At 63.5% G+C, this 18,502-nt stretch carries 13 protein-coding genes and 1 pseudogene; 7 read left to right on the forward strand and 7 right to left on the reverse strand.

What is annotated here, in order from left to right:
- Positions 1–74 precede the first annotated feature (74 nt).
- The 3 genes from NED98_RS11085 to NED98_RS11095 are packed head-to-tail and all read right to left on the reverse strand — an operon-like array spanning position 75 to position 3,294.
- Positions 75–1,295 carry an amidohydrolase family protein gene (locus NED98_RS11085; RefSeq protein WP_265313027.1) on the reverse strand — a complete coding sequence of 407 codons (1,221 nt, stop codon included), beginning with the start codon at positions 1,293–1,295 and terminating at the stop codon, positions 75–77.
- Positions 1,292–2,725: an amidohydrolase family protein gene (locus tag NED98_RS11090; RefSeq protein ID WP_265313028.1), complete on the reverse strand. Its 1,434-nt coding sequence runs from the start codon at positions 2,723–2,725 to the stop codon at positions 1,292–1,294. Before NED98_RS11090 ends, NED98_RS11085 begins: the two co-directional genes overlap by 4 nt.
- Positions 2,674–3,294, reverse strand: a complete 621-nt coding sequence (locus tag NED98_RS11095) for an FMN-binding negative transcriptional regulator (RefSeq protein WP_265270415.1) — start codon at positions 3,292–3,294, stop codon at positions 2,674–2,676. Before NED98_RS11095 ends, NED98_RS11090 begins: the two co-directional genes overlap by 52 nt.
- A 249-nt stretch (positions 3,295–3,543) precedes the next feature.
- On the opposite strand from NED98_RS11095, the gene pdxR reads away from it, so the two are divergent.
- The 6 genes from pdxR to NED98_RS11125 all read left to right on the forward strand — a co-directional run bounded on the left by pdxR (position 3,544) and on the right by NED98_RS11125 (position 11,670).
- Complete coding sequence (pdxR, locus tag NED98_RS11100) at positions 3,544–4,998, forward strand: MocR-like pyridoxine biosynthesis transcription factor PdxR (RefSeq protein ID WP_265313029.1); 1,455 nt, start codon at positions 3,544–3,546, stop codon at positions 4,996–4,998.
- Between the two features lie 112 nt (positions 4,999–5,110).
- On the forward strand, positions 5,111–5,629 hold the full coding sequence (locus NED98_RS11105) for a hypothetical protein (RefSeq protein ID WP_265270412.1): 519 nt from the start codon (positions 5,111–5,113) through the stop codon (positions 5,627–5,629).
- Positions 5,630–5,635: 6 nt separating this feature from the next.
- Complete coding sequence (locus NED98_RS11110; protein WP_265313030.1) at positions 5,636–7,297, forward strand: amidohydrolase; 1,662 nt, start codon at positions 5,636–5,638, stop codon at positions 7,295–7,297.
- A gap of 157 nt (positions 7,298–7,454) precedes the next feature.
- A complete protein-coding gene (locus NED98_RS11115) occupies positions 7,455–9,653 on the forward strand; it encodes a TonB-dependent receptor (protein ID WP_265313031.1) in 2,199 nt (732 codons plus the stop codon).
- Between the two features lie 122 nt (positions 9,654–9,775).
- Positions 9,776–10,903 carry a PepSY-associated TM helix domain-containing protein gene (locus NED98_RS11120; RefSeq protein WP_265313032.1) on the forward strand — a complete coding sequence of 376 codons (1,128 nt, stop codon included), beginning with the start codon at positions 9,776–9,778 and terminating at the stop codon, positions 10,901–10,903.
- Complete coding sequence (locus NED98_RS11125; RefSeq protein WP_265313033.1) at positions 10,789–11,670, forward strand: hypothetical protein; 882 nt, start codon at positions 10,789–10,791, stop codon at positions 11,668–11,670. Before NED98_RS11120 ends, NED98_RS11125 begins: the two co-directional genes overlap by 115 nt.
- A 125-nt stretch (positions 11,671–11,795) precedes the next feature.
- Here the strand turns inward: NED98_RS11125 and NED98_RS23400 are convergent.
- Positions 11,796–12,015, reverse strand: a pseudogene (locus NED98_RS23400) (TonB-dependent receptor plug domain-containing protein); the annotation flags it as partial.
- 562 nt (positions 12,016–12,577) lie between these two features.
- Between NED98_RS23400 and NED98_RS11135 the strand changes: the two are divergent.
- A complete protein-coding gene (locus NED98_RS11135) occupies positions 12,578–14,347 on the forward strand; it encodes a CocE/NonD family hydrolase (protein ID WP_265313035.1) in 1,770 nt (589 codons plus the stop codon).
- Positions 14,348–14,734: 387 nt separating this feature from the next.
- Here NED98_RS11135 and NED98_RS11140 read toward each other — a convergent pair whose 3' ends face one another.
- The 3 genes from NED98_RS11140 to NED98_RS11150 all read right to left on the reverse strand — a co-directional run bounded on the left by NED98_RS11140 (position 14,735) and on the right by NED98_RS11150 (position 18,208).
- The gene (locus NED98_RS11140) at positions 14,735–16,753 is read right to left on the reverse strand and encodes an SPFH domain-containing protein (RefSeq protein ID WP_265313036.1); all 2,019 of its coding nucleotides are present in this window, start codon (positions 16,751–16,753) and stop codon (positions 14,735–14,737) included.
- 72 nt (positions 16,754–16,825) lie between these two features.
- The gene (locus NED98_RS11145) at positions 16,826–17,455 is read right to left on the reverse strand and encodes a hypothetical protein (RefSeq protein ID WP_265313037.1); all 630 of its coding nucleotides are present in this window, start codon (positions 17,453–17,455) and stop codon (positions 16,826–16,828) included.
- Between the two features lie 312 nt (positions 17,456–17,767).
- Positions 17,768–18,208, reverse strand: coding sequence for a hypothetical protein (locus tag NED98_RS11150; protein ID WP_265313038.1), 441 nt, complete (start codon positions 18,206–18,208; stop codon positions 17,768–17,770).
- Positions 18,209–18,502: the final 294 nt, after the last annotated feature.

The following is an 18,502-nucleotide window of genomic DNA, read 5'->3' on the forward strand; positions in this document are numbered from 1 at the left end:
CAGGCTTTCAACAGCGTCGAATGGGAGGTTTGTTGATTTCACATGGCAGATAAGGCCGATAAGGAATCGGCGGATCAGCGCGGCACAGGCGGCGCATACCGGTCGACCAATCGCGACTGGCGATTTTCAAGCGAAGACTCGCGGCCCTCGACGATTACCGCGAGGGCATTGGTCGAAAGCTCAAGCGGATCACCGTCCCAGATGACCAGATCGGCCTCGGCCCCGGCTTCGAGCTTGCCGCCCGCAATGCCGAATGCGCCCAGCGGGTTGACCGTCAGCGCCTCGAGCGCGGCGCGGTAGGGGAGTCCCGCCGCGACCGCCAAGCCGGCGTCCTCCCTGAGGTTGAGGCCAGCGTTGTAATTATATTCAAGCTTGCCGCCGACCATCCCGAACGCGATCGGAACCCCAGCGCGCGCCAGGATTGCGGCATTATCCTGCCTAAGTCCAAGCCGATCGAAGGTTTCGGGAAGGTTGGCCTGCGAATCGACCACCACCATGATGTGAGCCGCGGCCAATTCACTTGCTACCCGCCATGCCTCGGCTCCGCCGACGATTACGGCCCGCACACCGAAATCCCTGACCAACCCAATCGCCTGCCGCACATCGCTCTCACGGTTGGTCATGATCGCCAGGGGCAATTCACCGCCGAGGACGCGCCCGAGCGGCGCAAGGTCGCCCTCGACGCCCTTGCCGGCCGCGACCTTTTGCCGAGCGTCGCCCAGCGCCTCGCGCAGGCGTTGCCACTGAGCTGCGCGCGAGCGATTCTCCGACGTTCCGCCGATCACAACAAATTCGGCAACCGCGGCGCGATCGAGGATGTCCGCGCCGTCGCGCAAGCGAACCATCGCGGCGAGCCCGGCAAATGGAATGCTCGACGATGCCGCGGGAAAGCTGACCCCGCGGGTCATGCCGTCGGCCCGCGCCAGCGACACCAGCGCGGAATTGCCATTGAGCGCGCGACTGACGTCGAATGAGGCGCCAAGCGGCCCTTTGTCGCTTGTGTCGCGAGTGTCGGGCGCCGAAGACACCTCGACCAGCCCGATCTGGCTGGCCGCGTTGACGAGCCCGGGTGTCACGAGCTTGCCCGTGGCGTCGATTGTCCGGACGCCGGGCGGCACCGCACCACCGGGCACGACCGATACAATCGTTCGCCCGTCGATCAGGATCGTCGCACCCTCGGCAGGCGCGTCAGCCGTCATCGTCCAGGTCCGCGCGTGGACGATTGCCAGTGTTTGTGCGGCGGCGGGTAGCGCACAGGCCACAAGCGACGCCGCAAGAAGCGTGCGCCCGATCATTGCCGATGATCCATGGTGGGGCGCCCAAGCTCGAAGTCGGAGACCGGGTCGCGGTGTGGCTTAGCGCGATCGAAAACGATCCCGCCGTCGATCAGCACCAGATCGGCTTTGCTGTAGACGCTGAACGGGTCACCCGACCAGAGGACCACATCGGCGCCGAACCCAGGCGCAAGGGTTCCGACCTTCTTGTCCAGGCCGATGATCGCTGCCGGTACGCTCGTCGTCCAGCGGATCGCGCGTTCTGCTGGAATGTCGATCCCGGCGCGCCGCCCGGCAGCTATCGCCTTTGCGGCTTCGAGGTTGAGCCGCTGTCCGGCCTCGGGAGAGTCGGAATGCATGCCGACGCAGACACCTGCGCGGTCGAGCAGCGGCGCATTGGCGCGGACACCGTCAAGCGCTTCCATCTTGAACCCCCACCAATCGCCCCAGACCAGCGCACAGGTGCCTGAAGCATGCAGTAACTGGGGAATTTTGTAGGCTTCGACGGCGTGATGGAATGCGGTGATGTGAAAATTGAACTCGCGCGCCATCGCGAGATAGATCGCAAGGTCGTCGGCGCGATAGCAATGGATATGGACCCTGGTGTCGCCAGCGAGGATGCCGGCGAGCGCCTCCTTCTTGAGATCCCGACGCGGCTTTGGTCCTCGCCCGAGGCGATAATTGTTCCATTGTTCGAGATAGTCGCGCGCGTCGCTGAGCGCCTGCCGGGTGAACGCAACGACGCCCGACCGGCTGGTCGGCCCACGCTTGGTTTCGGCGCCCTCCTCCTTCGGGTTTTCGCCGCAGGACATCTTGAAGCCCATCGGCGCGCCCGGCACCTTCATTCCGGCAACACTATTGGCCGGGATCGGCCGGACGATCACGCTATGCCCGCCGAAAATCGGGCTCGACCCCGGGAGGATCTGGATCATCGTCACGCCATGTTCGAGCGCGCGCGAGAAGGCGGGGTCCTGGACGTTGACCCCGCTCTCGATCCATTCATCGGCAGCGTTCATTTCGCTGTCTTCGCCGAAATCTCCCGCGTCATGGTCGATCTTGGTCAGCGGCTGGACGTAAGTGCCGTCGTGGCTGTGCACGTCGATAATGCCCGGTGTCACCCAACGCCCCCTGGCGTCGACCTCCCTGACACCGCCGGGATTGGAGAGCCCCTCGCCGACCGCGACCACCTTGCGGTCCCGGAGCAGGATATCGCCATCGACGATCTTCCGGCCCGCGCCATCGAGGATCGTGGCATGACGGATCAGAAGATCGGTCCGTGCGGGCGGCACATAGGTGCTGGGGTTCGGATCGACGCGCCACGGCGGCACATCGGTCGGCGCCGCATTCCCTTCGCCGCCGCCAGACGAGACGGCAAAGATGCCGAGCAGCAAGGCAAGGCTTAGCTTGAAGCGCGCGATTTCCCCCTCCCCGCATTGGATCGCTGCATCCATTCGACCAGCGCCGGATCGGGATGGCTGGCCAAGATCCGAGTCAGCGCCGTGTCGTTCTCATCCTGCCCGAGCTTGAACCGTCCGGCCAGCCGCTTCACGTTCGCCTCGAAGCCGATGATCGCCTTGCGCATCCCGGCATAGCGCGCGCCGAGCTCCGTCGATTGCCATGGCGCGACGCGCCCTTGCTCCATCTGCTCGATCAGCATGTCGAGCGCGGCATCGGTTCGCTCAGGCGTGAAGCGGACTTCCGCCTCGACTCTGAGCTGGGCGTAATTCCATGTCGGCGCCCAGTCGCGAAGGCCGGCATGTTCGGGCGAAACATAGCCCTGCGGCCCGGTGAACAGAATCAAGGCGCGCGGATCGGTCGCGAACATTTCCGCGAGCGGATTGGCGCGGGACATATGACCAATGAGGGAGGTCAGCCCTCGATGCTCGTCATAGACACCGACAAGCGGCAAAAGGCTCGCGCCATCAACCCCGGCAAAATGCGCCGTCACCCAGGCCAGCGGATAGGCCTCAACAAGGCTGGCGACATCGAACGGTGACAATTCGTCGAAGGCGGGGTTCATAATGTCGATCCGCCCCGCCGACTTCCCCCGATTTCTCCCGTCACACCAAAGCCCCCGCGGTCATCACCATTGAAGGCATCATTTGCCCGACATGGCTCCCCCACAAGTCCCAAGAGTTAAAATCCAAAGGGTCCAACTCTCATTTGCGAGCAGTGGCCGATGCTTGCTGCGCGACGGCCCTCGGGGTAACGAGATACGGCGACGATCTGGCCCATCGAGTCGCCTACAATCCGCGATGGAGACGGTCCAATGCTTCGCCCCTGGCAGGTACGGCTGAGCGAACGGATAGACCCCTCGCATAGCACACCACTCTATATGCAGATCATCCAGGCGCTGATCCGCGACATCGAACGAGGACGACTTACCTCAGGCTCGTTCCTGCCGAGCAGCCGCGAGCTGGCCACCGCGCTTGGTGTCAATCGCAAGACCGTTGTGCTCGCTTACGAGGACCTGATCGCGCAAGGCTGGCTGTCCTCGGAAGGGACCCGCGGCACGATGGTATCGGCCTCACTCCCGGATCCCGGTCACGACGTCATTCCCGCGGCGGACGAGCAATCGACCGAGCCTGACTATGATTTCATTGCACCCCCTTCCCGTCCGCTCGCCATCCCCGGCGGCCCGGGACTCAAGCTCGATGAGGGCGCACCCGACGGCCGATTGTTTCCCGCCGAGCAGCTGACCCGTGCATATCGCGGCGCGATCCAGCGCGCCTCGCGCGAGAACCGGTTGCAATATCGTGATCCGCGCGGCTCGCCAATGCTGCGTCGTAATATCGCGACGATGCTCAAGACGCATCGCGGCCTGCCGGTCGGAACCGAGAATATCTGCATTACCCGCGGAAGTCAGAACGGCATCTTCCTCGCAGCCCAGGTGCTGGTTCGTCCCGGCGACGCGGTCGTCGTTGAGGCCCTCACCTATGAGCCCGCGGTCGCGGCCTTTACCGCCTGCGGGGCAAAGGTCGTGCCTGTAGGGCTCGATGCCGACGGCATCGATGTCGAGGCGGTCGAGGCCGCGGCGCGGCGCAATGCGGTGCGTGCGGTATTCCTGACGCCGCACCACCAGTTTCCGACGACGGTGTCGCTGCGACCCGAACGGCGTCTCAGGCTGCTCGATCTTGCCCGCCAGTTCGGCTTTGCCATTATCGAGGACGATTACGATCACGAATTCCACTTCGAGAGCCAGCCCTTGCTGCCGATGGCCGGCTACGGCCCGCAGCAGGTCATCTATGTCGGCTCATTGTCCAAGCTGCTGCTTCCGGCGCTGCGGATTGGCTATCTCGCCGCGCCGCCCGGCGTGATCGATGCCATTGCCCATCGCGTGTCGCTGAGCGACGGTATGGGCAACACGCTGACCGAAGACGCCGCCGCCGAACTGATCGAAAATGGCGAACTGCGACGCCACACGCGCAAGGTCCACCAGATCTACGCCGAGCGCCGCAAGAGCTTCGCGGCTGAACTCGACACGCGGCTCGGCGACCGCGTCCAATATCGCATGCCCGAGGGCGGCCTTGCCTTCTGGCTCCGCTTCAAGGGCGATCTCGACCGGATCGAGGCCAATGCCCAGGCAGCCGGCTTGCGTTTTGCCTCATCGCGCTCGTTCATGACGACCGATACCGCCGAGCGCGGCATGAGAGTGGGGTTTGCCAGCCTTACCAGCGAGGAAGCGGCAAATGCGGTCGCAGCGCTCGAGCGCGCCTCGCGGTGACAGCGCTTGGCCCGTAGGAATTGCGGAAACTGGATGTTTCAACGAACCACGCGGTGCGATGAACCTCATTGCCGGCGGCGCCTTGCAATAAGCGCCCTGTAGGGGAGCCGATATGAAATTCACGCTGACGCATGCATTGTTGCTCGCAGCCGTGCCGCTTGCCTGGACCATGGGATCGGCGGCTTCGGGTAGCCAGGCGGCACCCGCCTCCTCGCCGGCCGTGGCCGTCGATGAAAGCTGGCCCGAGGCACAATTCGAAATCTTCAAGCTCGCGCCGGGCAAGCAAGAGGCCTTCATTCGCCGCATCGCGCGCGACGATCAGGTGTCGGCCGCCGGCGGCTTTCCGCCTGTGCAGATCTACGTCCATGAGGATGGCGCGGACTGGGACGTCCTCGTCTACAAACCGATCCGCACGACAAAGCCGAGCGCGGCGCAACAGGCTGCGATGAATGCCAAGCGCCGCGAACTCGGCATGGAGAGCGGGCCTGCCTATTTCATCGCCCTGCGCGAACTGGTGGCATCGCACACCGATACACGCACTTATGGCCCGATCAGCGCCGGACAGTGGCTCAGCCGCCTCGATCGATGGCGCGCCGACCATAGCCGACCCGCGTCAGGCCAGCCGGAATAAAGGGTCATGGTCGATCGTCGCGGCTTCATCGGCGGGCTGGCAGGCACAGCTTTGGCGTGGCCGCTGACAAGCGGCGCGGACAATACCAGTCTCGACATCGCTTATATCAACGCGCGTGCCTGGACCGGCCGAGGTCCGGTCGATCGCACCGACGCGATCGGCACGATCGGCGAGCGGATCGTCGCGATCGGCGCCGGCGCGGTGCGCGCCCGAACGGGCAAACGCACCCGGGTGATCGATCTCGAGGGTGCCTTCGTCACGCCCGGGCTCGTCGACTGCCACACCCATTTTACCAAGGCATCGCTCATGCTGTCGCAGCCATCGTTGCGCGATGCCGCCTCGCCCCAGGAATTCGTGGCGCGGATCGGCGAAGCGGCAAGGCGGCTTCCAGCCGGCCAATGGCTCCAGGGCGGCAATTGGGACCAGGATCGCTGGGGCGGCAAGATGCCGACGCGCGAATGGATCGATGCGGTCACGCCCGAGACCCCGGTCGCGGTCATCCGCTACGATCTCCACACCTTGCTGCTCAATTCGCTGGCGCTGCGGCTCGCCGGGATCGATCGCAACACGCCGGATGTCGCCGGCGGCGTGATCGAACGCGACGCTTCGGGCGAGCCGACCGGAATCATCAAGGACGCGGCCAAGAATCTCGTCCTCCGCGCGATCGGCCCCGCAACCGACGCCCAGATCGACGCGGCGATCCGGGAAGGGATTGCGCTCGGGCTGAGCAAAGGGATCACCCAGACCCATACGCCCGAACTCGAGTGGATCACATTCGACGCGATCGAGCGACGCTACGCACGCGGCGAGACCAGCATGCGCTTCTATTGCATGACCCCGCTCAAGGACTGGGAGAAACTCGCGGCGCGGATCAGGACGCGCGGCACGGGCGACGACTGGTTCCGCTGGGGCGGGTCCAAGGTCGTGTTCGACGGTTCGCTCGGCTCGCGCACCGCATTGTTCTACGAGGCCTATGACGACGACCCCTCGACGCGCGGCATCATCGTCACCGATCCCAAGGATCTGAGGCGCTGGATGGGCGAAGCGGATCGCGCGGGGCTCCAGGTTGCAACCCATGCGATCGGCGATCGCGCCAACGATATCGTCCTCGACATCATCGCCGAGGTCGCCCGTGCCAATGGCCCGCGCGACCGCCGTTTCCGAATCGAGCACGCTCAGCACCTGACACAAAGCGCCATTCCCCGGTTCGCGAAGCAGGCGGTCATCGCCTCGATCCAGCCCTATCATGCGATCGATGACGGCCGCTGGGCGATAAAGCGGGTCGGCCCCGAACGGCTCCAGACGACCTATGCGTTCCATTCGCTGATCGCGGCCGGCGCGCGCATCTGCTGCGGGTCCGACTGGCCGGTCGCACCACTGGGCCCGTTGACCGGTCTCAAGGCCGCCGTGCTGCGCGAGACGCTCGACGGCAGGAATCCCGGCGGCTGGTTCCCGATGCAGCGCCTGACGCTTGCCCAGACCCTCGCTGGCTATACGACGGGTGCAGCCTATGCAGGCTTCACCGAAAAGAAACTCGGCCTTCTCGCGCCGGGCTATCTCGCCGACCTCGTCGTGTTCGACCGCGACCTGTTCGCGATCGATCCGGAAACCCTTACCGACGCAAAAGTGCTGCGGACCATTGTCGGCGGCGTCCAGCGTTACGGATAGTCGCTCGCGACTTGGACCCTCAATTCTTCTCAAAACTGGATGTTTTCAGGTCCGCCCCGCAGGGTGAATGATCCACGGTGATTGAAGGGATCAGCGCATCGGAACGGCCCGATAGATGGCCTTGCGCAAGAACATTCGGGAGGTGGGGGAAAAGGTGATGAAATCGAACACTATCAAGCTGGCGCTGGCCCTGTCGACCACCGCCGCCGCGCTCGTTCTTGGCAACCCGGCGCTCGCACAGGCACAGAGCGATGATCAGAGCAGCAAGGACGATGTCATCGTCACCGCGCAACAGGCGCTGAAACAGGTCGTCAGCAGCGGCGATATCGGCGTCCTTGGCAGCAAGGACGCGCTCTCGACCCCGTTCAACGTCAGCAATTATACCGCGCAACTGGTGCTCGACCAGCAATCGACGACCCTCGGAGATGTGCTCGAAAACGACCCGGCCGTGCGCACGACCTATGGATCGGGCAACCAGTCGGAGCTGTTCGTCATTCGCGGCTTCGCGCTCAACGGCGACGACGTGTCGATCAACGGCCTTTATGGCGTGACGCCGCGCCAGCTGGTGTCGCCCGAACTCTATGAGGGGGTCCAGGTGCTGAACGGCGCCAATGCCTTCCTGTTCGGCGCCGCGCCGAGCGGTTCGGGGATCGGCGGGGGCATCAACCTCGTTCCCAAACGCGCTGACAAGACTCTGTTCCGCGCGACCGCGAGCTACAATCAGAATTCGATCTTCGGCGGGAATTTCGACGCCGGCGGGCGGTTCGGCGGTGACGATGCGTTCGGCCTGCGCCTCGTCGGTGTCTATCGTGATGGCGAAACCTCGGTCGACCATGAGCATCGAAAGGTGGGCGTGATCGGCGGCAGCTTCGACTTCAGGAAGGGTCCAGGCCGCTTCTTCGTCGACTTCGGCTATGAGGATCAGGAAGCGTCCTGGAGCCGGCCATCGGTGCGGCTCGCACCTGGTGCCGCGGTGCCAAGAGCACCGGACCCCACCTACAATTACGGGCAGCCCTGGACCTATACCCGGCTGCGCGACCTCTATGTGCTGACCCGCGCCGAGGTCGATCTTGCATCCAACGTGCTTCTCTACAGCGCCTTTGGCTTTCGCGACGGCCATGAATATGGCGACTACTCGACGCTGACGATCACCAATGGCGTAACGGGCGATGGTACCGCGAGCCGGCTCTACGTGCCGCGAACCGATCACAATCAGGCAGGGCAGATCGGCATCCGCGGCAAGGTCACGACCGGCGGGATCTCCAACGAATTCAATCTCGGCGTGTCGATGAACTTCACCGAGAACCGCAATTCCTTCAGCTTCGGCGCCTTCCCCAAGGCCGTGCGAACCGCGTGCGGTGCCGCCTCGACCTCCTTCTGCACCAACCTCTACAATGCGCCGATCGTCGACCGGCCGACCAATTCGACGCTGCCGAGTTCGGGCGGGAGCCTCACCGATCTGCCGCGCGTCGCGAGGACTGAATTCCTGAGCCTGTTCGCCTCGGATACGATCGGCTTCTTCGACGATCGCTTCCAGATCACCGCAGGCTTGCGCCAGCAGAAGATGATCATCGATGCCTACAGCCGCGGAACGCGGCTGCGCACCAGCGAATACGACAAGAGCGCGACCACCCCGGTGGTCGGCGTGATTTTCAAGCCGACCGACAATATATCGCTTTACGCCAACCGCATCGAAGGATTGGCGCAGGGCCCGACCGCACCGCTCAACGCGGCAACGATCAACCCGGGCGAGGTATTTCCTCCCTTCCGCTCGGTTCAATATGAGGTCGGCGGCAAGATCGCTTTCCGCGGTCTTACGGGCACGATCGCGCTCTATCAGACGAAGCAGCCGAGCGCGTATAGCGTACCGGTCAGCCCGACCCAGGTCCAGTTCGTCGTCGATGGCGAGCAGCGCAATCAGGGCATCGAACTGACCTTGAACGGCGAACCCACCAAGGGGGTGCGCTTCATCGGCGGCGTCAGCATCAACGATGCCAAGCTCACCCATACGCTCGGCGGTACCAACGACGGCAAGAAGGTCGTCGGCGTCCCTGACTATCAGGTCAATTTCGGTACCGAGATCGTCCTGCCCTTCATGCGCAAGATGACCTTCACCGGTCGCGTCGTCCTCACCGGCAAACAGATGATTGATGTCGCCAATACGCAGGAACTACCCGCATGGGCGAGGTTCGATCTCGGCCTGCGCTACAATATGGTGATGGACGGGCATCCGATTACGATGCGCGTCAGCGCCGAGAATATCGCCAACAAGGCCTATTGGGCCTCATCGTTCGGCGGGTACCTCGTCCAGGGTACGCCGCGGACGGTCAAGGCATCGCTGACCTTCGAATATTGACGCCGGGTGCCCCCTGCCCGGCGTCGCTCCCGCGGCCCGGTCCCATGGGGCCGGGCTGCACCTGCAACCTTTCTGCCGGCACCATCGGTCCGGCCGTCCCGGTTCGAGTGAAAACCGCCACGATGACGAGCAAGAAATATGCTGCCGGCTGGCGCCGTGCCCTGCTTAAGGTCCATCGCTGGCTCGGGCTTGCAGCGGGCCTGTTCTGGTTGGTCCAGGCAATTACCGGTTGTCTCATCACGTTCCACTGGGAAGCCGAGGACCTCGGTTATTCCGCCGTGCATCGCGCGACCGATTTCGGGCGGATCGAGCGCCGCCTCGGTGCGCTTGCCCCGCCTGGCTCCGGCGTCGTGATCAAATCGGTCTGGACCACCGCCGGTCTCGCTGACCGTTATGACATCAACCTCGACGACAACGGCGTTCAGCGCGCGGTTCGGATCGCCGGCGACGGCACAATCCTCGGCACAAGAAGGAAAGGCGCGCTTGGCGTCATGGGGACGCTGGTTTCGATCCACCAGACGCTCCTCGCCGGCGACATCGGCGAATGGATCGTAGGAATCAGCGGCACGCTCCTCCTCACCAACCTCGTCGCCGGACTGTGGATTGGCTGGCCGCGCAAAGGGAGCTGGCGCCGCACCCTCACGCCGGCGACACGCGGCGCGCTTGTTGCCCGAGTCTACTCCTGGCACCGTGCGATCGGCCTGTGGGCGGCGGTACCGGCACTTGTCCTGGTGAGCGCCGGCGTGCTTCGGCGTTTTGAGACGGGTGTCTCAACCCTGCTTGGCGCGAAGGAGGTGTCGCTCCCGCCGATCGCGCCCATCGCCATAACGCCGATCAGATTTGCCCGCGCGATCGGCACCGCCACCGCCGCGCTTCCCGGCAGCCGCTTTACCATGGCCGCCCTGCCCTCGCCGAATGACGCAACCTATCGCGTGCGCGTCCTGGCGCCGGGCGAGTGGCGGCGCGCTTATGGCACCAGCACCGTCCTCGTAAACGCCAATGACGGTTCGGTGCGCGGCATCTTTTCTGCTGCGGCCGCTCCACTACCACGCGCGCTCGTCGATGACCTTTACGCTATCCACACCGGTGAGGCCGCCGGCCTCGTGGGACGCGTCCTGGCCACCGCGCTCGGCCTATGGCTCGCCGCCATGTCCAGCCTCGGCGCGCTGCTCTGGTCTCGCCGACGCGCATCCTCCGCGCAGCGTCGCGCGAGTGGTGGGGTGGCCGCAGCAGAGCCAGAAATCCGTTGAGAAATCTCGCCAATACCTGCGCGGCCGCGATCACGCTGGTGCTGTGGTCCGCTCCCGCCAGCGCGGCGCCGGAAGAGATTCAGGTGTACATGGACGAGATGGGCAAACCGGGCGAGGTCGGACTCGATGTCCACAACAATTATGTCGTCAGCGGCGCGATACCCTTGGACTATCCGGATCAGCGACAATCCCTCCATCAATATCGCGTCACCCCGGAGTTTTCGCTCGGGCTCACCGATCATTTCGAGCTTGGCGCCTATTTGCCGCTGGTGGCGATCGACCATCGCGAAAAATTCACGGTCGACGGGGTCAAGCTCCGCCTCAAATATATCGGGAGCAAGCGCGATGCGCGCTGGTTCTGGGGCGCGAACTTCGAAATCGGGCGGGTTGCCCACGCGCTGGATCAAAACCCCTATAATGCCGAATTCAAATTGATCGGCGGAACGCATGCGGGGCGATGGACGCTCGCTGCCAACGCTAACGCTGATTTCAAAATCTCGGGGCCGGCACGGTCACCCGCAGCGCTCGAAATCGCCACCAAAGCGAGTTACGCGATCACGCCTACCTTCTCGCTCGGGCTCGAAAACTACAACGGCGTGGGCGAATTTCAGCGCCTCGGCAAATTCGGATCGAGTGACCAGTCAACCTATCTTGCCGCTGACATTCGCGTCGCGAAATGGGACCTCAACCTTGGCGTCGGCCGGGGCTATGGCGCCAACACGGATTTTTGGACCGTCAAGGCGATCGTCGGCGTTCCGCTGCAATAGCCCTGGTCTGACTTCGTCGGGATCTTGGTCTCCGCGTCCATCATCCCGCAGCATGGACAACAATACACTGCCGCTAGCCGCGGTATAATCTCAATTCGGCATTCCGCCGCGCTCACTGTTGAACTGTCGTTCGCGTGGCTGATCGAGACCACGCTGCTGCCGAAACCGCGGATCGTGAAGGCGGTGTTGCGCGGGTTGGGCGACGAATAATTGAGCGTCGGCACGAGCTGCGGGAGCTGGTTGGCGTTGACAGTATAAGCGCGGGTCAAGGTGTCCGCCGACCACGGCGAGTGATGCCGGGACCGTCGGGGCATCCTCCGCCCGCAGCCGGGCCGTGACGATGACGATGACGATGACGATGACGATGACGATGACGATGACGATGACGATGACGATGACGATGACGATGACGATGACGATATTATCGTTCGTTCCCGCCGCAGCTCCTTCAACCGGTGCTGATTGCGCAAGAGCGGGTATCGGGAACGCAGGAATCGTTGACGCGAGAATGGCGAGGCGCAGCGTCGACGCCCCTGACGGCCGCCCTTTGCGTCGAGGCGAGTCACTATTATCTTCCGGATATAGAGATGCCAATAGCAGCCGGTCCGCCGCTAGCAAGCGCCTGCTCAGGCACGAGCGCCACGCCTCGCTTAAGATTGATCAGCTCAAGGCGTTCGACGTTCGCCCGCACCATGCTTAACGAGGGTGAAACTGCCCGTCGGCTGCCGGGATTCGCGAAAAGGTGCCGCGCGTATCCGATCGATCGGCTGACGCACGCGCCGCCTGCCGAGCAGACGTAGCGCTCTCGCCAAGCCTGCTATAGCGTCGAAATCCGATCACTTGGGGGGAGGACAGGCCGCCCGCTTCGTCCCGGAGGTCCCAATTGGCTGTTGGGAACAGGTTTATTATGCTGCGCACCTTTGCCTTACTCTCGCTCGCAATTTCAGCATCCGCCTTCACTCAAGCAGCCCCGGGAATTCCGCCGGCAATCCGCGACGAAGACGAGCGCCTCTATCTCGTCCAGCGGGATCTCCAGGTCCGCACGCCCGATGGCGCGACCATCTGCGCACTCGTCATCCGACCGAGAACGACGGATCCGGTGCCGGCCATCGTGGAATTCACAATCTATGCGGACGCGCGCAAACTGGCGTCCGAGGCGAGGCTTGCCGCTGCGCATGGCTATGCCGGGGTCGTCGGCCTGACGCGCGGCAAAGGGTGCAGCCCCGACGAGCCGGTGCCTTTCGAGCACGATGGCGCCGACGCCGACACGCTGATCGATTGGGTCGCACGCCAGCCATGGAACAACGGGAAGATCGGCATGTATGGGGGCAGCTACGGTGGTTTCACCACCTGGGCCGCAACGAAGCGCAAGCCAGCGGCGTTAAAGGCGATCATGGTCGGCGCCCCCGAGGGGCCGGCGATCGACACGCCGAGCGAGAACGGGGTGGTCTGGAATTTCCTCTACCCCTGGCCGCTCTACACTACGAACAACAAGACGCTCGACGACGCGAGCTATGCCGACGCCGCGCGTTGGAATCGGCTCAATCGCGCCTGGTACATTGGAGGCCGCGCCTATCGCGATCTCGACAAGATCGACGGTGTGCCCAATCCTTACTGGGACCGCTGGCTGTCGCACCCGACCTACGACACTTATTGGCGCGACCTCGCCCCCACCGGGCCGGAACTCGCCTCGCTCGACATACCGGTGCTCCAGACCGTGGGGTATTTCTTTGGCGGGCCGGCCGCAGGCACCTGGTATTTCAAGCGGCATTACCAATACCGCCCAAATGCGCAGCATTATCTCGTCGCCGGGCCATGGGACCATCCGATGGCCCAGCGCGGTGCCGGGCCGGCCAACGATACGCTTGCGGGCTATAAGATGGACCGCTCGGCGCTGGTCGATCTGGTGGCGCTGCGCTTCCAGTGGTTCGACTATACGCTGAGAGGCGCTCCAAAGCCGGCGCTCCTGCAAGATCGCGTCAATTACGAGATGACCGGCGCCGATCGCTGGAAACATGCACCGTCGATTTCCGCGATGAGCAATGGCCACCTGCGCTTCTATCTCACCAACCAGCGCGCCGGGGGAAACCGGCGCCTGAGCCCGGTAGCCGGCACGACAGGCAGTTTCACGACGCTCAGGGTCGATATGGCCGATCGAGGCGACGTCGATCGCCCCGCTGTCGGCGGCGTCGTCGACAAGGAGATCGATACCGCCAACGGCCTGACGTTCATCAGTGCGCCGTTCCCCGAGGCGACCGAGATGAGCGGTCTGCCGTCCGGCACGCTGGACTTCTCGACCAACAAGCGCGATTTCGATTTCGAGATCGATCTTTACGAGATGATGCCCTCCGGAGAATATTTCATGCTCGCACCTTACTGGGCGCGAGCAAGTCAGGCGATCGATCCGTCGACGCGAAGATTGCTGCGCCCCGGACGTCGCAACCGCATCGCGTTTGAAGGATTGCGCCTCATGAGCCGCAAGGTCGCAAAAGGCAGTCGCCTTGTGGCGGTCGTTAAAATCATCAAAGCGTCAGATCGCGAAATCAACTATGGCAGCGGCAAGCGGGTGGTCGACGAAACGATTGCCGACGCCGGCAGTCCGCTCGAGGTAAAATGGTTCGGCGACAGCTTCGTTGAACTCCCCGTCAACCGCTCCTCCGTGGCGCGCCGAAGATAGCGCGCGCCTCAACGACGGCCTGGTCAACCCGTTGAGCTTGGAAACTGTACGCCATGCCGAAAACCTGCCTCCGCGGCATAACGCTCCACCGGCCCGTAAACAGAGCACTCGAGTTCGGGCAAGCTGCTGAACTCGCGGTCGTGGACCATTCGCACGCACGCGGCGGAATGACTGGGCTTGGGGACAAAGCGCTCGGGCAGCTTCGGGGTACCGATAAGAAGAAAGCGGACATTTCCAGCTCGGAGTTGAAGCCCCCGGCAAACTCAAGGGGGTTCAGTTAGCCGTCAGTCGCCAGAATCGGGGATTCCGCGCGTTACTTGGACGAGGCAGCGCGCTTCATCGGATCTCATGGGCTGAGGGGGCAGCCAAAGCCGCCCCTTCAGGTCGTCATTCCGCTGCGATTGCAGGCCCGGGCTTCTCGTCATTTGCCGCCGAGGCAGTAGGCGTTCCGAGGATCGCCATGCCCTTCTCCGAAAGGAGCATCCCGATGAGCGCCTGCAGCGCGCCACCACCTTCGGCACCGTTCGCGCCGCCGGTGCTGATCTGCACCCGAGGCACGATGTCGACGCCCGATTTTTCCAGGGCATCGGCAAGGCGCTCGATCACCTGACGGGTGAGCTGGTATTGCGCCCCGCCAGATGCTGCGGCCTGCTTCTCGATCGTCTCGGCCATAGCAAGACCCGTGCGGGTGATCCGCTCCGCCTCGGCCCCGGCGAGCGCCACGGTTTTCGCCGCCTCGCCCTCACCGACGATCCGAATGCGATCGGCCTCGGCTTTCGCCACGGTACGGGTCTGCTCGGCCTCCTGCGTGGCGCGCTTCAATGCCGCCTTGCCCTGGTTCTCCTGGACAGTGATCGATAGCTCTGACTCGGTGATCGACGTCTGCTGATGCGCCCTCGCCTCCGCCTCGCGCAGCGTCTTCTCGCTTTCGGCGGCGATACGCTGCTTCTCGTAGGTCGTGACGCGCTCCTCGGCGACCTGTCGCTCGCGCAGTTGTTGCAGCACCTTTTCGATCTGATCGTTGCCCGCGGTCGCGCGCGGCGTGCCGATCAGCACTTCCTGCAACTCCAGATTATAGCCGCCAAATTTGGCGCGCATCTCGTCGCCCGCCTGCTCCTGGATATCGGAGCGCTCCTGCAGGAGTTCGATCAGGGTTTTGCGCTGGGCGACATTCTTGAAATAAGCCGAGACCATCGGATCGAGCGTCTGCTCGACGAGCTTCTTGATGTCACCGAAGCGCTGGATGACCAAAGGTGCTTTCCGGTAATCGATATGGACGACAACCGAGAGCGGCAGCGTCGGTTCGAACGCATCCCTGGTGATCAGCGAGACCTCGGAGAGGTTTTCATCAAGCTTATGCTGCCCGGTCACCTCCTGATCCCATTTAAGAATGAAATTGGTGGTGGGTACGGCAATGACCTTGCCCGCATAGGTGTTGAAGGCATATTTGCCCGGCAAGAGCGGCTCGCTCCACACGCCGCGATGACCGCGCCCGACGAGTTCACCATGGCGATAGTCCTCGCCCGAGGTGTCCGCGCCGCTTTCGCCGGTATAGCTGATCACGACACCGACATGGCCAACGTCGATCACGGTCTTGGAAACCATCTCGATAGTCGCGAACAAACGGTTGATGAAATAGCTACCCTCGACCAGCACCTGCAGCTGACGCCCGCGGCGGCCGCCCGCCGCGATGAACTTCTCCGGATCCTGGAAGCTGTTGTGGAAGGTGGCCGGTATGGATTGATCGGTGCCGACCTCCGCGGCGATGATCTGGCCCGAGGCGAGCGCCGGGCCGTCATGGACGGTGACGATACCGATCTGATCCGACGAATCCCTGATCACCACGGCTTCGAACCCGCCGCGCTCCGCGATCACGCTCTGCATCTGCGAAAAGAGGTCGGCATCGTTCCGTTCAAGCATCAGGCCATGGATATGCTCGCGCGTGATGATCACGAACTGCGCGAGGTTGATGGCATAGGTGCCTTCACGCAGGATCGTTCGCTGCGGGCCTTTCTGGCCGCCGTTCAACAGGAATGCGCGAACGTCGAGGAAATCCGCCGTGCTCGCGTTGCTGGCAAGCGTCTGCGTTGGCTCGAGCGGCGCGCCGTCACGTGCGAAGACATAACCGATCTGACCCTGCGGAATCGTGACCAGAGGCTGGGCGTGGACGCGATACTGAAATGGCACGAAGAAATGATAGCCGCCGCGCAGCACGACGGGTTGATAGCCCGCCTCACGCGAAAGCGCGATCAGGCCGCCGGCAATGGATCCGTTGCGACTCCACAGTTTTTCGACGATCGCGACGCGGTTGTTGCCGACATAGCGCACGCTGCGCGACACGACGAAGAGAAAGACGACGACGAGGGCCACGACAGCCGAGGCGCCGAGCACATACATATTTGTCATCTGGGAGAGGTGTCCTTTGGACCTATAGACGAGCGCCCCTTTTCTTGCGCTCGAAGGTCCATTTACGCCTGTTCATTGACCGCTGCCAGAGAAATCGGAAGGACCGTATCGGAGCTCTATATAACGCGCGACGGTCTCCGCACGGCTTTCTACATGGCGACCTCGCGCGGCCTCAAGGTCGCGCAACACCGCCTCGATCCGGGCAATCGCGTTCGTCGCCATCGCGCCTAACGCGAGTCGGCGCTCGTGCGTCGCACCGGGCAAGGCCGCGGCGGTGGTTGAAATCACCTCTGCCAGATCACGGGAGAGCGCCTGGTAGCGACTGTCCTGATGGTCCCACTGCATCGCCCGAATGGCGGCAAGGACGGTATCGGCCTCCGGATCGAACAAACCCCGGCCCTGTGACAGAGCTCCTGTCAGCCGCGCATCGGAAAGCTCGGCTTCACTCCGCGGTGCTCGATTGCGCCGCCGCGCGCGGTTCGAACGAAGGATCGGATCGATAGCAGCGGCCGCGAGCGTGACAAGCAATGCCGCCGCCAGATAGCTGATGATGAACCGACCGCTGAATTGCAGCGCGTGCCTGAGGAGGATTTCAGGCGTAGCCTCGGGCGGAGCGGTCAGGAGCGTGTCCAGGATCACGGCGACAAGATAGATTGGCACGACAAAATGGATGAAAGCGCCGCCAACCAGGCGCCAAGGCATGATTGGCGGGTCTCGCTCGCTACGAGAGAAGCCAGTGTCGTGCACGAGGCCAGTTTGCCACAACTGCGAGGGCACGCAATAGCTGAGCGGCTTCGGCTATCGCGGGCATCGATCCGGATTGCATCGTGCGCGGCGGCGCTCTGCGCGGGTTACGAAAGCCCGGCCAATTGCGCAAATTTAGGCCATGTCCCGTTCCAGGACCAACGGATCACTGATAAAGGGCTTCGGGCCCGTCGGGTCTGCGGGCAGGCTACCGTTCATCGCGAACACTCCGCGGGCCGATCAAAGTGATTGGAGGCGGGCGTGGCTCGGTCACTCATGGTAGCCAAGTTCGAGGCATTGCGTGCGCCAGTTCAGCTCGAAATCGCTTTTGATCCTCGGGTAGGGTGCAGACGGGTCGTCGATATAGGGATTCTGGCCGCCGGCACCGTCGATGAACGAGATGAAGCGGACTTTTGCAATGCCGATGCCCGGGTTCTGCCACTCAAAATAGCCGCAGGTCTGGCCCGTGCTGCTGTCGCCGACGAACTGGACGCTGGAGAATTTGAGCGACGGTTCCTTGACCTGGCGGCGAACCAGCGCCTCGGACTCGTCGATCGCCCTGGATCGCCAGTCGCCATTGCAACCAGCGACCGCCAAAAGCGCCAGGACAATTATGCGTTTCATATCGGGGCTCGCGCGTGCTGACGCATCAGGAGTGCCTTCACCTCGTTGAGAAACACTTAAGGCGTCGGCAACGGCCAAAAGGCGCATGAACGGTCCATTGTGGTCGCGAACCTCCCAACCTCAGCTGCCGCCCAATTTCGCCGTGGTGATCGACGGCGCCTGGGACATTGCTGCCGGTCGACGCCGCGATTGGCAACGTCTGATTGCGCCGACACCGGCCATTCGTGGAACCGCTTAAGCCCCGTTTCCCGGCCTTGTGGTTTGCGACGGAACGGGATCCGTTCGGCGACGCTATGAAGCCGCCGTTGGTTCAGCAAGCCGATGGTCCGGTGGGTTGGACGATGGGGACTGTCCGGACTTAAGCCGCGAAAACCGGTGAAG

It is taken from the genome of Sphingomonas lycopersici, from assembly GCF_026130605.1.
In the GTDB taxonomy this organism is placed as follows: domain Bacteria; phylum Pseudomonadota; class Alphaproteobacteria; order Sphingomonadales; family Sphingomonadaceae; genus Sphingomonas; species Sphingomonas lycopersici.

Excerpts from the sequence above, each read along its gene's own strand:
- NED98_RS11085 (WP_265313027.1), bottom strand. The coding sequence starts at position 1,295 with ATGATCGGGCGCACGCTTCTTGCGGCGTCGCTTGTGGCCTGTGCGCTA.
- NED98_RS11090 (WP_265313028.1), bottom strand. The coding sequence starts at position 2,725 with ATGGATGCAGCGATCCAATGCGGGGAGGGGGAAATCGCGCGCTTCAAG.
- NED98_RS11095 (WP_265270415.1), bottom strand. The coding sequence starts at position 3,294 with ATGAACCCCGCCTTCGACGAATTGTCACCGTTCGATGTCGCCAGCCTT.
- pdxR (WP_265313029.1), top strand. The coding sequence starts at position 3,544 with ATGCTTCGCCCCTGGCAGGTACGGCTGAGCGAACGGATAGACCCCTCG.
- NED98_RS11105 (WP_265270412.1), top strand. The coding sequence starts at position 5,111 with ATGAAATTCACGCTGACGCATGCATTGTTGCTCGCAGCCGTGCCGCTT.
- NED98_RS11110 (WP_265313030.1), top strand. The coding sequence starts at position 5,636 with ATGGTCGATCGTCGCGGCTTCATCGGCGGGCTGGCAGGCACAGCTTTG.
- NED98_RS11115 (WP_265313031.1), top strand. The coding sequence starts at position 7,455 with ATGAAATCGAACACTATCAAGCTGGCGCTGGCCCTGTCGACCACCGCC.
- NED98_RS11120 (WP_265313032.1), top strand. The coding sequence starts at position 9,776 with ATGACGAGCAAGAAATATGCTGCCGGCTGGCGCCGTGCCCTGCTTAAG.
- NED98_RS11125 (WP_265313033.1), top strand. The coding sequence starts at position 10,789 with ATGGCTCGCCGCCATGTCCAGCCTCGGCGCGCTGCTCTGGTCTCGCCG.
- NED98_RS11135 (WP_265313035.1), top strand. The coding sequence starts at position 12,578 with ATGCTGCGCACCTTTGCCTTACTCTCGCTCGCAATTTCAGCATCCGCC.
- NED98_RS11140 (WP_265313036.1), bottom strand. The coding sequence starts at position 16,753 with ATGACAAATATGTATGTGCTCGGCGCCTCGGCTGTCGTGGCCCTCGTC.
- NED98_RS11145 (WP_265313037.1), bottom strand. The coding sequence starts at position 17,455 with ATGCCTTGGCGCCTGGTTGGCGGCGCTTTCATCCATTTTGTCGTGCCA.
- NED98_RS11150 (WP_265313038.1), bottom strand. The coding sequence starts at position 18,208 with ATGCGCCTTTTGGCCGTTGCCGACGCCTTAAGTGTTTCTCAACGAGGT.